9 protein-coding genes and 1 tRNA gene are annotated in these 14,335 nt (G+C 62.4%); 2 read left to right on the top strand and 8 right to left on the bottom strand.

The genetic code is table 11. From position 1 onward, the window contains the following. Position 1: 1 nt before the first annotated feature. Positions 2-3,175, bottom strand: a complete 3,174-nt coding sequence (locus M3I54_RS01480) for an efflux RND transporter permease subunit (protein WP_254332451.1) — start codon at positions 3,173-3,175, stop codon at positions 2-4. Further along, on the bottom strand, positions 3,172-4,344 hold the full coding sequence (locus tag M3I54_RS01485; RefSeq protein ID WP_254332681.1) for an efflux RND transporter periplasmic adaptor subunit: 1,173 nt from the start codon (positions 4,342-4,344) through the stop codon (positions 3,172-3,174). The genes M3I54_RS01480 and M3I54_RS01485 overlap by 4 nt, the downstream gene beginning before the upstream one ends. Before the next feature lie 430 nt (positions 4,345-4,774). Here M3I54_RS01485 and M3I54_RS01490 point away from each other — a divergent pair, with 430 nt between their 5' ends. Next, positions 4,775-5,545 carry a TetR/AcrR family transcriptional regulator gene (locus M3I54_RS01490; RefSeq protein ID WP_254332452.1) on the top strand — a complete coding sequence of 257 codons (771 nt, stop codon included), beginning with the start codon at positions 4,775-4,777 and terminating at the stop codon, positions 5,543-5,545. 144 nt (positions 5,546-5,689) lie between these two features. Here the strand turns inward: M3I54_RS01490 and M3I54_RS01495 are convergent, their stop codons facing one another. After that, entirely contained in the window at positions 5,690-6,745 is a 1,056-nt protein-coding gene (locus tag M3I54_RS01495) for an AI-2E family transporter (RefSeq protein ID WP_254332454.1), read from the bottom strand. 520 nt (positions 6,746-7,265) lie between these two features. Next, the gene (locus M3I54_RS01500) at positions 7,266-7,448 is read right to left on the bottom strand and encodes a hypothetical protein (protein WP_254332456.1); all 183 of its coding nucleotides are present in this window, start codon (positions 7,446-7,448) and stop codon (positions 7,266-7,268) included. Between the two features lie 540 nt (positions 7,449-7,988). On the opposite strand from M3I54_RS01500, the gene M3I54_RS01505 reads away from it, so the two are divergent. Next, complete coding sequence (locus M3I54_RS01505; RefSeq protein WP_254332458.1) at positions 7,989-10,529, top strand: DUF3772 domain-containing protein; 2,541 nt, start codon at positions 7,989-7,991, stop codon at positions 10,527-10,529. Between the two features lie 61 nt (positions 10,530-10,590). Here M3I54_RS01505 and M3I54_RS01510 read toward each other — a convergent pair whose 3' ends face one another. The 4 genes from M3I54_RS01510 to selA all read right to left on the bottom strand — a co-directional run bounded on the left by M3I54_RS01510 (position 10,591) and on the right by selA (position 14,332). Then, positions 10,591-10,779, bottom strand: a complete 189-nt coding sequence (locus tag M3I54_RS01510; protein WP_254332460.1) for a hypothetical protein — start codon at positions 10,777-10,779, stop codon at positions 10,591-10,593. A gap of 19 nt (positions 10,780-10,798) precedes the next feature. After that, positions 10,799-10,894 (bottom strand) — tRNA-Sec (locus tag M3I54_RS01515). Positions 10,895-10,940: 46 nt separating this feature from the next. Next, entirely contained in the window at positions 10,941-12,869 is a 1,929-nt protein-coding gene (gene selB, locus M3I54_RS01520; protein WP_254332462.1) for a selenocysteine-specific translation elongation factor, read from the bottom strand. After that, positions 12,866-14,332 (bottom strand): L-seryl-tRNA(Sec) selenium transferase, encoded by a 1,467-nt coding sequence (gene selA, locus M3I54_RS01525; RefSeq protein ID WP_254332464.1) that lies wholly within the window; start codon positions 14,330-14,332, stop codon positions 12,866-12,868. The genes selB and selA overlap by 4 nt, the downstream gene beginning before the upstream one ends. Positions 14,333-14,335 lie beyond the last annotated feature (3 nt).

Raw genomic sequence — 14,335 nt, forward strand, 5'->3', positions numbered from 1 at the left:
ATCAACCCTCCGTATGCTCGACGACGACCGGTTGCTCGCCGCGCTCGTCACGACGGACCCTGAAGCACGTCGCGTAGAGCGCGGGCAGGAAAAACACCGTCAGCACCGTGGCGGTGGTGATGCCGCCCATCAGCGCGGTCGCCATGGGTCCGAAGAAGCCGGAGCGCAGCAGCGGAATCAGCGCGAGCACGGCGGCGGCGGCCGTCAGCATGATCGGCCTGAAACGCCGCACCGTTGCGCCGATAATGGCGTCAAAGCGCGGGTGCCCCGCCGCGATGTCCTGATCGATCTGGTCCACCAGAATGACGGAGTTGCGCATGATGATCCCGAACATCGCGATCACACCAAGCAACGCGACGAAGCCAAACGGTTTGCCAAACAGCAACAGCGCAGTCACCACGCCGATCAGACCCAGCGGTGCGGTGAGCACCACGATGAAGGTGCGCGCGAAGTTCTTCAGCTGGATCATCAGCAGCGTCAGCACCGCAATGATCATCAGCGGCATTTCCGCGTTGATCGACGTCTGGCCCTTCACGCTCTCCTCGACCGCCCCGCCCACCTCGATCCGGTAGCCCACAGGCAGCTTTGCGCGCACAGCCGTGAGTGCGTTCTCGATGTCGTGCGTCACGTCGATGCCCTGCGCGTCGCCGCGCACGTCGGCCTGCACGGTGATGGTCGGCTGTCGGTCGCGCTCCCAGATCACGCCGTACTCGAGCGTGTCGCGCACATGTCCGAGCGAGCCGAGCGGAACCGGGCCGTTCGGTGTCGGAATCGCAAGGCTCGTGAGCTTTGCGGGATCGACGCGCTCGCTCTTCGGCGCACGCAGATCGACGTTGATCAGCTTGTCGCGCTCGCGGTACTGCGTGACGGTGTAGCCGGACAGCGTCATGGCGAGGAAGCTCGAAACGTCCGCTGACGTGACGCCAAGCTGGCGCGCGCGGTTCTGGTCGATCTCGAACGAGATCGAGCGTTCGGCCGGCTCGTCCCAGTCAAACTGGACGTTGCGCGTGCGCGAATCGGCACGGACTTTCCCCGCGACCGTTTCCGCGATCGATCGCACCGTCGCGATATCGTCACCGCTCACGCGGAACTTGATCGGAAAGCCCACGGGCGGACCGTTTTCGAGTCGTGCCACACGTGTGCGAGCACCGGAAAAGTCCTTCTCCAGTTTCGCGTCGAGCCAGTGCATCAGTTCCTCGCGTGTTTCGACGTCTTTCGCCGTGATCACGAACTGCGCGAAGTTGGGTTGCTGCAGCTGCTGGTCGAGCGGCAGGTAAAAGCGCGGCGCGCCCGTGCCGACGAAGTCGACGTAGTGGTCGATCCCGGGCTTGCCATCGAGGACCTTCTCGAGGCGCTTTGATTCACGTAACGTCGCCTCGAACGAAGCGCCTTCCGGCAGCCTGAGGTCGACCAGCAGTTCGGGCCGCTCGGAGTTCGGGAAGAACTGCTGCGGCACGCGCGTGAATGCCGCCATCGCAATAACGAAGAGCACGACGGTGACCCCGAGCACGACCCAGCGTCGGTCGATACACGACGCGACCCAGCCCGACAGACGCCGGTAAAAGCCCGTGTTGTAGACATCATGTTCATGGTCATGGCCACCGCTCGCGTGAGCCTTGCTCTCAGGAAGCAGATGGAAGCCCAGCAACGGCACCAGCACGACTGCAGCGAACCACGAAACGACGAGCGCAATGGCCGATACCTCGAAGATCGAGCGTGTGTATTCACCCGTGCTCGATTTCGCGAGCGCGATCGGCAGGAAGCCCGCGACCGTGACGAGTGTGCCCGTCAGCATCGGGAATGCGGTGCTCGTGTAGGCAAAGGCCGCCGCGCGCATGCGGCTCCAGCCCTGCTCCAGCTTCACGGCCATCATTTCGACGGCGATGATGGCATCGTCGACGAGCAGCCCGAGCGCGAGCACGAGCGTACCGAGCGAAACCTTGTCGAGCCCGATACCGAATAGATGCATGCACAGCGCCGTCACGGCCAGCACAATCGGAATCGTGATGACGACGACCATGCCCGTGCGCAGGCCGAGCGAAACGAGGCTGACAACCAGCACGATCGCCACCGCTTCGCCAACCGCCTCGACGAAGTCGTCTACAGAGTGCTTGACCGCGTGCGGCATGCTTGAAACCGGCACGAGCTTCAGACCGGCCGGCAGCGACGCCTGCAATTCCGCCGTCTTCGCGTCGAGTGCCCGGCCGAGGTCAATGACGTCGCCCCCCTTTTGCATCGTTACCCCGATGCCGAGCACAGCGTGGCTGCCAACGCGCATCTGCGTGACGGGCGGATCGTCATAACCGCGCTTGATGGTTGCAATATCGCCAAGACGGAACGAGCGGTTGTTGACCGTGATCAGCGTGTCCGCGAGCGCCTGTTCATTCTTGAACGCGCCGCTCGGCCGCACGAATACGCGGTCGTCCGCCGTCGTAACGGTGCCGACGGGTGCGACGGTGTTCTGCGCGTCGATTGCATGAGCGAGTTGCTGCGGCGTGATCGACAGACGCGTGAGTTGCGCGTTCGAAATCTCGACAAAGATATGCTGATCAGGGTCACCGAAGTAATCGACCTTCGCGACGCCCGGCACGCGCAGCAAAACCGTGCGCAGCTGATCCGCATAGTCATGCACTTGCGCGGGCGTAAAGCCATCGCCTTCGAGCGCGTAGATGTTCGTGTAGACGTCACCGAACTCATCGTTGAAGAAGGGACCGGCCGTTCCCCTCGGCAGCGTCGCCGCGATATCGCCCACCTTCTTGCGGACCTGGTACCAGGTCTCGGGCACCTCCTTGACAGGCGCCGAGTCCTTCATCGCGAAGAAGATCATCGACTCGCCGGGGCGCGAGTAGCTCTTGATGTTGTCGACATACGGCGCCGCCTGCAGCTGGCGGCCAATCCGGTCCGTGATCTGTTCCTGTACTTCGCGGGCGGTGGCGCCCGGCCAGTACGTCTTGATGACCATCGTCCGGAACGTGAACGGCGGGTCTTCCGATTGCGCAAGCTGGGTATAGCCGATCACCCCAAAAAGCGTGGCCAGCCCGATCAGGAAAATCACGAGCTGCTGGTGCCGCAGCGCCCATGCAGAGAGGTTAAAGCCCGTACCGCTAGCGCTTTGCTCGCCAGAAGCGTTCGCCGGCGCGCTGTCGAGCGCGTGTTCGTGGTCGCGCGCGTTCATACCGAAGCGTCCTCTGAATGCAGCGGAGGCACCACTTGCACATGCTGCCCGGAACTCACGGCATGCACGCCCTGCAGGACGACGCGGTCGCCATCGTGCAGTCCCGAACTGAACGAGACAGTGCGCTCGTCGTACCGCTCGATCGTGACCGGGCGCAACTCTAGCGTGTCGCTGTCTTTACGCACCACCCACACGGCCGGATTCTCACCCTTGTGGAAGAGCGCCGTCACCGGCAGCGTGAAGACCTGGCCGGCATCGTCCGCTACGCTGAATGCCACATTCGCGGTCATGCCAAGACGCACCTCGGGACTCGGTGCGGTCAGCGTGAGCTTCACACGCCACGTGCGGCTTTGCGTGTCGGCCGCCGCCGAAACCTCGCGCACCCGCGCTTCGAAAGTCTTGCCGGGCAGCGCGGGCAAGGTGACGCGCGCGTTGCTACCGACAGCGAGAGCGTTCAGCGTTCTTTCAGGCGCGTCACAAACGACATCGACGTCGCCCGTCCAGTCGAGGTGGTACACAGCCTGGGTTGCCTGAACGTTCTGGCCGGTATCCACATCCTCGGAAGTGATGACGCCGTCGTGGTCCGCGGTCAGCGTCGCGTAGCGCAGATGATCCGTAGCGAGCGCCATCTGGGCGAGCGCGGAAGTGCGCTGCGCAAGCGCCGAAGCGTAGGCATCCTCGGTCTGCTCCAGTTGCGCGGGAGCAATCAGGTTCGCACGCGCCTGAGCCTGATCGCGGTCGAGCTGCTGCTTGGCAAAAACGAGGCGATGCTCGGCGGCGTCGAGCTGCGCGCGCGCATTGACGAGGTTGTTCTGCAGATCCGTCGGGTCGAGCAACGCAACCACCTGTCCCGCCTTGACCGTATCGCCGATATGCACTCGCCGCTCGATGACCTTGCCTCCCACCCGGAACGACAGAGGCGTCGAATAACGCGCCTGTACCTGTGCCGGCAGCGAGTTGCTCTCAGCGTGCCCATCCGGATGAACCGCAAGCGCAACGACGGGCTTGGCCTCCGGGACGACTGCGTCAGTCTGGTGGCATGCACAAAGAGCGATGGCGCTGCACGCCGCAACGACGACAGTCAACTTGTGCGTCGATGGAAAGAAGGAAGGTAGGAGGGAGCGCACTCGTTTCAGCGCGACAAGACCGGGTTGTTTCACGATGTTCACAAGGCAGGTGATGAATACAGGTAGAAAAGTCATCCGCGCCGATGGCTAGTCGCGCCTGCAAGAAGCGCGCGTTGCCCGTAGCGCGAAAACGAAGCCATTGATGAGGAACGGATCCTCTTCGACGACCCCATGGACCGGCGGCCCGAGTTTTGTTGACAGGCCATCGCAGCCGATCGCCACACGTGTCTCGAAGCGGCTCGGCACCATCTGATAGACGCATTCGCTGATGCATGCGCGCCTTTCTGCGCGGCGCCCGCGGACTTTGGCGCCAGGTATCTACCAGCGTCTCGGAGACGCTTTCGTTGCCCGTGGATCCAGACTGTTTTCCGCTTCCACCGTCGCACGGATGACATTAAACCCATTACTGATGCTATTGTCAACCATGACATTTAAATCTAAACTCTGACAATATATGGTTCCAGGAGCTGACATGCCCAACGTCCCGCTTTCCCGCACGAGTCGTCGGCAACTGGCGAAGGCGCCAGTTTCCGGTCGCGAGTCCACCGCAACGCGATCGCCGCGCGTGGCCCGACGTAAGCTCGAAACGCGGCTTCGTTTGCTCGATGCCGCGTTTGCGCTGGTGACGGAAAAGGGAATGGAAAGCGTCACGATCACCGAGATTACGAACGCCGCCGACGTGGGATTTGGGTCCTTCTATAACCACTTCGATTCAAAGGAAGGGATCTTCGCCGCGCTCGTCGAATGGTTATTCGAGGAATTCGCGACTACGCTTGATCGTCTCGCAACCGGGTTGTCCGACCCGGCCGAAGCGATCGCAGTGTCGGTACGTCATACGCTTTTGCGGGCCTACCGGGAGCCGGTTTGGGGGCAACTACTGATACGCGAAGGGCTATCTACGCGGGTACTGAGCAGGGGGCTGGGTCAGCGGCTACTGCGGGACACGAAGAGAGGGATTTCGGAACGACGCTTCATGGTCGCGGACGAACTGCTGTGCGTGTTTTCCGTCATCGGCACTGTCGTCGCTGCAATAGCTGCTGAGCTTCACCTCTCTGGATCGTCAAAGCGGGCGGTTCGCGCACGAAAGGCCCTTCGGTCCAGGCACGAAAAGTTCGCCGAGAGCACGGCGGCCATTGTGTTGCAGGCGTTCGGCCTCAAACGCACCGAAGCCGAAAGGATTGCTCATCGCCCCCTCCCTGCGCCCCCTCACGCGGCGAGCGTTTCAAGCGAAACGGCGGCGTGACGCCAGGCACGGAAATACCGCCTTTAACGCTTCAACAGTGCTTCAGGAAAGCTAATGCTCCAGCGACGGCAGGCTCCGGCAGACGATCGAGCATCATCCGCCGCCTGCCGGTACACTGCGCAGCGACCGCTGATCTCCAAACGATCAGTCCCGGTAGAGTGTGCTTTCAAGATAGCCCCGCCGTAGTGCTCGCAACGCCGAAGCAACGACGGCACTCACAGGCAGCGCAAGCAGCACGCCGAAGAAACCGAACAGTTGCCCAAACGCCAGCAACGAGAAAATGACCGCCAGCGGATGCAGGCCGATGCGCTCGCCAACGAGCCTGGGTGTCAGAACGACACTCTCGATGATCTGTCCGATTCCGTATACGGCGACCACCGCTGCGAAACCGTACCAGTTCCCAAATTGCAGAAACGCAGCGAGAAGCGCAAGAGCCAGCGCGGTCGAGAATCCAATATAGGGGACGAACACGGCAAGTGCGGTGAGAAGGCCGACAGGCAGCGCGATGTCCAGTCCGGCGATCGCCAGAGCCGTGGGGTAGTACACCGCAAGTATCACGACGACGAGCAGTTGCCCATGGAGGTACTGCGCCAGCATGTGGTCGATCTCCGCAACAAAGTGCCGAGTTCTTCCGAGCCAGCGCCGCGGCACAAAACTCTCCATGCGCTCCAGCGCCTCGTGCCTGTCGTAGAGCAGATAGAAAAGGACGAGCGGCACTAGCACCACATTGCCCACGAGGTTCATCATCATATTGCCGCTCGTACGCACGTACTGCCACGCAGCGAGGACAGCGCCGTGCTCGCCTGATATCAGTCGCGCCGTCAACGCGTCGCGGACATTCGCCAGATCGAGCGAGTAGTTGATTCCCAGGAAAGCCAGCCGGGGTTGCAGCGTAGCGTCGAGTTTGGCTGCCAACGAAGGCACCTGTTTTGCGAGTTCGGGCCCTTCCCTCTGGATGACCACGAATACCAGCAAAATGAGCAGCATGACAAGCAAGGCGAACACGGAAATCATGACAAACGCGGCAAGACCGCGTGGTGCGCGATGACGTACCAGCCACTCCACGCCCGGTTGCAAAACGTACGCGATCATGGCACCGAGCAGAAACGGCGTCAGGACGGGACGCAGGCTCCATAACAGGACGCCAGCCGACAGGGCAACGGCTCCCCAGAACAATGATTGGCGATGGTAGGCAGTCATAGGTACGCCCTTCCGGCGTTAAATCATCTGTTCGGCACGCGAGCGGCGCCGGTCATGGTTTGTATCCGCGCATCGCCGAAATTCCTGCCAACCATGGACATAGAATCATGCACGGCGGCCGGGCGGTGCACTGCAACGATCCGCCGTCGCAGCCCGGCAGATCCACCGGTACCGAAGGCCAAATGCCAGCGAATGTTTCTCTGCAGTGGGGGCATTCGTTACGCGCTTACGGTTGCCGAAGCAGCAAGATTTGCAAGCAAAAGCAGCGCTTTGCGTTTCATGTCACTGCCGCAAAATGGGCTGAGCCTGGATACGCCGCCTGTACCCTGCTGTGGTCAACACGCATTTGCGCGTACCCGCATCGGGAAAGGTCGAGGCGTCAGCGCTTCGCTTATGTGATATTATTATCACAATTGGTCCATTCGTCAACTACTGCCTTGACTTGACTTCTTCCACGATTTGCGCGGCCGTGTGCAGCACAGCGCTATGCATCTTTTGTAGTCACCTGCTCCGACGGGGTTCAGTGCACCCGCGCGCCATTCAGTGCAAGCAGGCGCTCCAGTTCCAGCAGCGCCTCGCCAAGCAGGTCAATGGCGCCGTTCGGCGTGGACGCCGTAGCAGCACTTCGAAGCGCGTCCTGTACGATCTGGTGAGCGCTTTCTGGTTTTGCTTTACCAATGGCAGCGATGCACTGCTTTTCCATGAGTACTCCTTCTCGTGACAATATGAATCCGACACCTGATGGACGAGGTGATGACGCGAAGTATATGCGTCGCAGACGTTGAATTGACGCTTGCAATTGTTTGTTTCCATCTCGCCAACGCGCGAGCAAAGCCCGCCCCGCCCGCCGGATAAATTCGGCGTAGCGCACAATGAGGCGAGGCGCATGGTGATGCGTCAAACGTGCTACAGACCAGACGCGAGGTATGCCCGGGCGTCCCCCACCCTGTTTCCCATATCGCATCGACGTAGGCCCACGAACCAGCCGGAACATAGCGGGCAAAGCTCGCAGTTGTGTTTTCCGTCGACCGCCCTGAAGAGACCCCGAGCGGCGACCGGACGCGGCAACTGTCGCACATTCTCACGCGCTTTTTCTTACTTTATCATTTATGATACAATCGTCATTTACGATATCGGACTGCTAACGTCTGTTCCACTACGGCGTGGGCACATTGATGGATGACGCCTGCTGCGCCATCTGGCATGCAAAGACGTTCTGCGCGTCTCTTCCCACGCCCAAGCTATGCGACAAGTACTTCTGATCACTTTCCGCCTCATCGTCCTTGCATTGTCTGGCCTGGTTCCGGCCTTTGCTTGTGCGGCTGGCACCCCGCCTCTCGCGCCGGACAGTGGCTATTTTGTGCCCATCGCTGGCGTCGGGTCCGACGCGGTGGAAACACTCAATGCGCTTCAGGCCAAGGAAGACGCGATCAGGCAGCGCGCATCGACGGCAACCAGTGATGCCGAACTGATCGAACTGGACTCGCTGAGCCGGCGTATCGTCGACGACGTCGACAGACTGGTCGCAACCTCGTTGGAGCCCGAGCTCGAAAGGACGCATGCGCAGCTCGATGTGCTCGGAGCTGCGCCCGTTGCCGGCGCAAGTTCAGAAACACCCGCCGTCACCCAGCAACGCAACGCCCTCACGACGCAGAAAGCGCGGCTTGATGCGCAAGTCGGGCAGGCGGAAGGCATCAAAGGTAATCTGGTCAACGTCGACGCACAGATTGCACGATTGCTTCACGAACATCTGAAAAACCAACTGGCGCTTCGCACCGGCAGCATTCTGAGCGCTGCGTTCTGGGCGCCCGTCGTTCACCCGGATGCGGCTGACTATCAAAGTCTACGAGCGTTTGGCGAGCAGGTCGAAAAGCAGATGCAATCGATGTGGCAGCCGGGACGCCGCATCACGACCACGCTTCTTTTACTGATCGCGCTGGCCTGCGCAACAGTTGGTGTTCGCGTTCTTGAACGAACGGCAGGATCGGTTTGCCTTCGACGTCTGCCAGAAGGACGGCTGCGGCGCAGCGCTTTCGCGATATCGACCGTGTTTGCGACGCTGGCAGCCACGATGGTTGCGGTACACCTCGCCGGCCTGGCCATAGCCAGTCAACAAAGTTTGTCGCCCGCCCTTCAGACCTTCACTGACGAACTTGTCAAACACATCGTCAATTGTGCGTTGGTCCTCGCGCTTGGCAGGGCGTTTCTGTGTACGAAGCATCCAACCTGGCGCCTACCTGCCATCGCCGATCCCGTTGCGCACGCGCTCAGATCTTTTCCACGGACTTTGGCCGCGCTCCTGCTGTTTTCAGGGGCGATAGAGCAAATCAACAGAGCCGTCGATACCAGCCTTCAGCTCACGATTTTCACTCGCGGTCTCGTCGCGTTGATCGTCGCGTTGACCATCGGCGCTTCATTGCTTCACGCGAACCGGGTACGCACCGCACTTGCTGCAGCCGGAAATTCGCCTGAAGGTCGGTCGACGCTTGCGGGCTTGATTCATGCTGCCGTCTGCGTTGTCGTCGTGGGCGCCCTGGCTGCATTACTCTGTGGGTACATTTCCGTTGCGCGTTTCCTGACCTATGAACTCGTGTGGTTCGACATCGTCCTGTGCAGTCTCTATTTTCTTGTGATGCTTACGCGTGATCTATGCGAAAGCGTCTTTTCGCCGGCGCATTCAAGCGGCAATACGATCAAGCATCTCTTTGGCCTCGAAAATGCCCATCTCGCCCAGATTGCGACCGTCCTTTCCGGAGTCTGCCGAAGCGCACTCATCGTCGCTGCGGTCGTTGCGCTGCTCACAGGTGGCCTGGGAACCACGCCCGCCGATCTCATCGACAGCATTTTCGAGGTGCTAGGCGGGGACTGGCTGCGTGCGCTCAATATCGTCCCCGCTCATATCCTCAGCGCCATACTCACATCCGGCGTTGGTCTGTACCTTGTGCGGTCCGTGCGCAAATGGTTCGACAGGGAGTTGTTGCCGAAGACAGAAATGAGTCCTGGCATGCGCGCGTCCCTGCTGACGTTGTTTGCGAACATTGGTTACGTACTCGTCGTGCTGCAGACCTTGTCCGTGCTGGGAGTCAGATGGCACAACCTTGCATGGATTGTGAGTGCATTGTCGGTGGGAATCGGTTTCGGTCTGCAGGAGATCGTGAAAAACTTTATCTCAGGACTCATCCTGCTCGCGGAGCGGCCGGTGAAGGTGGGCGATATGATCAGTATCGCCGGCATCGAGGGCGACATACGGCGCATTAGTGTACGCGCCACCCAGATCCAGCTTGCAGACAAGTCAACCGTGATTGTGCCGAACTCACAGCTCATATCGCAGAATGTGCGCAACGTCACGATGGGCAACACCACACAAGGTGTTACCTCCCTGGTGCTCACATTCGCGCTGGATGTCGACCCGGAGCGGGTCCGCGAGATTCTTCTCGACGCTTACAGGGTTCACCCTTCGGTTCTGCAGCATCCGTCGCCGTCCGTGATGTTCAGTCAGTTGACGCCCGATGGCATTACACTCACGGCCACGGGGCACGTCAGGAGTCCCAGGATCGCTGCCGACACCAGAAGTGAACTTCTGTTCGCCATCCTGAAGCGGCTGCGTGCCGCGGATATCCCGTTGTCGAACCCACGAACGGTTTTGGTCCACGGACCGCTCGGTTGCGCCCCCGATGGGCACGGAGCCGCTTCGGGCGGACCACCGCGTAGCAGTTTTTCGTTAGCCGCCACAACCAGCGTATCGGCGAACGCCCGGAATACAGCAGGCAGCGTTGAGGTATAGCTACACATCCCCCCTTGGCTTCAGTTTGTCAAAAGCCGAAGCCCGAGCCCGGGGAAACGATTCAGGCGCGTTCGAGCAGATGGAGTAGCGCCCTGCCCGAGTCGGTCAGCGCAAAGCGGGCATCCACGACATCCACCAGCCCCGCGTTCTGAAGCGCGAAATAATCCGGCGTGCAGACCGTTGCGTCGGCAGGCGCAGAGGCGAGCAGTAGCAGCACGGCGATTTCGTGCAGAGAGAAGACGACAACCACGGATCGCCCGTAAACGAAATGGCGGAAGGCAGCCAGAGTCGAACTGACCCGGGAGCGGCTGACGCCCCCAACCGGGTTTGAAGCCCGGCCGTACCACCGGATACGAATGCCTTCCTTCGTCAAACCCAACCACCTGCAACCGCACGCACATATCGATGTGCCTACAACCATTCGCGCATCCGGCTGTCGTGCCGTAACAGATGCGTGTCGCGCTGAAAGCGAGTATATCCAACGCGGTCGAAGTACTCCAGAATCTGGATCGCACGTTTGCGGCCCAATGCCGTGGCGTCGCGAAACGCCGCGGCGTTCACCGCGCCGCCCTGCTCCGCGGCAATCTGTGCAACGGCACGCGCGAGCGTTTGCACCACGTCGCGATCGTAAAAGAGATCGCGCACGACCTGATACACCATACCAAGGCGCGCGAGCTTGCGCAGCAACGCACGCACCTTCTCTTCCGGCTGCCGCGTCTCACGCGCGAGGTCCCGCACCCACGGTGGATCGAAACGCCCTTGCGCGAGCAGCGGCATGAGGCGCGCCGCGAGCGCTTCGTCGTCGGCGTCGAGCGTCACCGCGTGCGACGGGAGATGCAGCCACGGGCCGCTGCGTGCCACGCGCCCCTCCCGCTCGAGCGCTTCAATCGCGGCGCGCCACACCGCATCGCTCACAAGCGGCGCCGCTATGCGGCGCAAACGTGCGGCGTCCGGCCCCTGCTCATCGGGCGAGCGCGTATGAAACTCGGCGAGCGCTTCGACAATGCGCTCGGTGAGCCTCGTCCAGTGCGCGTGTGCTATCACCGCGCCTTCGTCGTCGCGTCCTTGCGGTGCGATTGCAATCGCGTCGGCGGGCAAAGCGAGCGCAGCATCGTCGTAACCAGTCAACTGCACCAACGTCGCGCGCGCAATGCCGCGCGGCGCTTCTTCGATCAGCGGTGCCAGGCTCGCTTCGTCGAGCCACGTGCGCAACGCGTCGAGCCATGCACGCCGTTCTGGCGTCCGGCGCCGCCGCGACGGCCCGAACGGATCGAGCACACGCCCGCCACCGACGGTGTGGTTTGCCTGCGCGTTGCGCACAATGAAGCGGTCTCCCGGCAACGCGTGCAACGGCGCTTCGAAAACGAGCTGCACGCGGGCAGCCGCGCCCGGCGCGAGCGTTTCGCCTTCGAGCAACGCGACGTTCGCAACGCGATGCGTCGTGCCGAGATGCACATGCAGCGGCGACCAGTGCTGTAACGTGATGCCCGCGTCGTCGAGCAATTGCAGCTCGACGTCGAGGCGTACCGCCGGCTCGGCCAGCCGCGCATCGACGACCCAGTCGCCGCGCCCAATCTGCTCCTTGTCGATGCCCGCGAGATTGAGCGCGCAACGCTGGCCGGCGTGGCCCGCACCGCCCGCCTGTACCGCGCGATTCTGCGCATGCAGGCCGCGCACGCGCACAGGCGTGCCGGCGGGTGCGAGCACGAGCGCGTCGCCCGCCTGTACGCGGCCGGCGAATACTGTGCCCGTCACCACCGTCCCCTGGCCCGTCAGCGTAAATATACGATCCACTGCGAGGCGAAAGAGCCCATCGTCTCGTTTCGCCCGCCATGTACTCGCGCGCTCGCGCAACCAGGCGTCGAGGCGCGCCACGCCTTCGTCATGCGGCTGCGTTGCATCGGTCTCGAATACAGGTGCGTCCGCAAGCACCGTGTTAGCAAGCCACGCGGCGATTTCGGCGCGCACGGCGGCGAGGCGCGTCGCATCCACGCGATCGCACTTGGTCAGCGCGATCGCGCCATACCGCACGCCTAGCAGTTGCAGAATGGCGAGATGCTCGCGCGTTTGCGGCATCACGCCGTCGTCGGCGGCAATCACGAGCAACGCGAAGTCGATGCCGCACGCACCCGCCGCCATCGTATGGACGAGCTTTTCGTGGCCGGGCACATCGATGAAGCCAAGCACGTCGCCGTTGGCGAGCGGCAGGTACGCGTAACCCAGTTCGATCGAAATGCCGCGCGCCTTCTCTTCTTTCAGGCGGTCGGTGTCCACGCCGGTCAATGCGCGGACCAGCGTGGTCTTGCCATGGTCGATGTGCCCCGCCGTGCCGACGATCACAGACGCAGCTCCGCGAGTTGCGCCGCGAACGCCGCTTCGTCCGCGGGTTCGAGGCAGCGCAGGTCCAGACGCAGGGCGTCGTCGGCAATGCGGCCGATCACGGGCCGCGGCAGTTCGCGCAAGGCGCGTTCGAGCTTGAGCAGCACGCGGCCACTGCCGCCCTTACCCGCATGGCGCACGACGAGCCCGCTGCTCGGCAGCACGTCCACGGGCAGCGCGCCGCTGCCGATCTGGCTGAACATCGGCTCGACGCTTGCGGCGTACCCTTCGCCGATGGCGCGCTGAAACGCGGGCAGCGCGCGCTGCGCGGCCTCTTGCATTTGCAAGGCGGGCCGTGTGAGAAGGCGCAGCGTAGTGAGCCGCTCCCGCAAGAATTCGGGCGCCTGATAGAGCCGCAACACCGGTTCGAGCGCAGCGAGCGTGAGCTTGCCGACCCGCAACGCGCGCTTGAGCGGGTGCTTCTTGATCTTCGCAATGAGCGCCTTGCGCCCTACGATCAGCCCCGCCTGCGGGCCGCCCAGTAGCTTGTCGCCGCTGAAGGTCACGAGGTCCGCACCCGCTTCCACGGTCGCGCGCACCGTGGGCTCGGCTGGCAAGCCCCATTGCGCGAGATCGACGAGCGTCCCGCTGCCCAGATCGACCGCTACGGGCAGGCCGTGCTGACGCGCCAGCGGCGCGAGTTCATCGAGTTCGACACTCTTTGTAAAGCCGCTGATCGCGTAGTTGCTGCAATGGACTTTCATCAGGAGCGCCGTACGCGCGTTGATCGCCGCTTCGTAATCCTTGAGATGCGTTCGGTTCGTCGTGCCGATCTCGCGCAAGCGCGCGCCCGCCCGGCTCATGATGTCGGGAATGCGAAACGCCCCGCCGATCTCGACCAGTTCGCCGCGCGAAACGACGACCTCCTTGCGATTGGCGAGTGCGCTCAACAGCAACAACACGGCCGCCGCGTTGTTGTTCACGACGGTCGCGGCTTCAGCGCCCGTCAGCTCGCAGATCAGCGAGTCGATCAGGTCGTCGCGGTCGCCGCGCTTGCCGCTCGCGAGATCGAATTCGAGGTTCGCGGGTTGCGTGAGCGCCTGCACCACGGCTTTTACAGCCTCGTCGGGCAGCAGCGCGCGGCCGAGATTCGTGTGCAGCACCGTCCCCGTGAGATTGAAGACCGGACGCAGGCGGCTTTGTGTGCGCTCGGCCAACCGCTGTGCGGTCGCCGCTATCACCCGCTCCAGCGAAAATGGTTCGGCATCCTTGTTTTCCTGCGTCGACGCACCGGCGCGCACATCGCGGCGCCAGTCGTCCTGCGTGGCGCGTATCGCGTCCACCACCTGGGTGCGTCCGTACTGCGCAATCAGCAGCTGCGCTTGCTCCGAGGCAATCACGCGCTCGACCGCTGGCATTTTCGCGAGCAGCGCATGAAGGGCTTGCGCATCCTGCTCCGCTGCTTGTCCCACGGTTTCACTCATGGC

This window comes from Paraburkholderia sp. CNPSo 3274 (assembly GCF_024206475.1).
GTDB lineage: Bacteria > Pseudomonadota > Gammaproteobacteria > Burkholderiales > Burkholderiaceae > Paraburkholderia.

Excerpts from the sequence above, each read along its gene's own strand:
- M3I54_RS01500 (WP_254332456.1), bottom strand. The coding sequence starts at position 7,448 with ATGGAAAAGCAGTGCATCGCTGCCATTGGTAAAGCAAAACCAGAAAGC.
- M3I54_RS01480 (WP_254332451.1), bottom strand. The coding sequence starts at position 3,175 with ATGAACGCGCGCGACCACGAACACGCGCTCGACAGCGCGCCGGCGAAC.
- M3I54_RS01495 (WP_254332454.1), bottom strand. The coding sequence starts at position 6,745 with ATGACTGCCTACCATCGCCAATCATTGTTCTGGGGAGCCGTTGCCCTG.
- M3I54_RS01490 (WP_254332452.1), top strand. The coding sequence starts at position 4,775 with ATGCCCAACGTCCCGCTTTCCCGCACGAGTCGTCGGCAACTGGCGAAG.
- M3I54_RS01505 (WP_254332458.1), top strand. The coding sequence starts at position 7,989 with ATGCGACAAGTACTTCTGATCACTTTCCGCCTCATCGTCCTTGCATTG.
- selA (WP_254332464.1), bottom strand. The coding sequence starts at position 14,332 with ATGAGTGAAACCGTGGGACAAGCAGCGGAGCAGGATGCGCAAGCCCTT.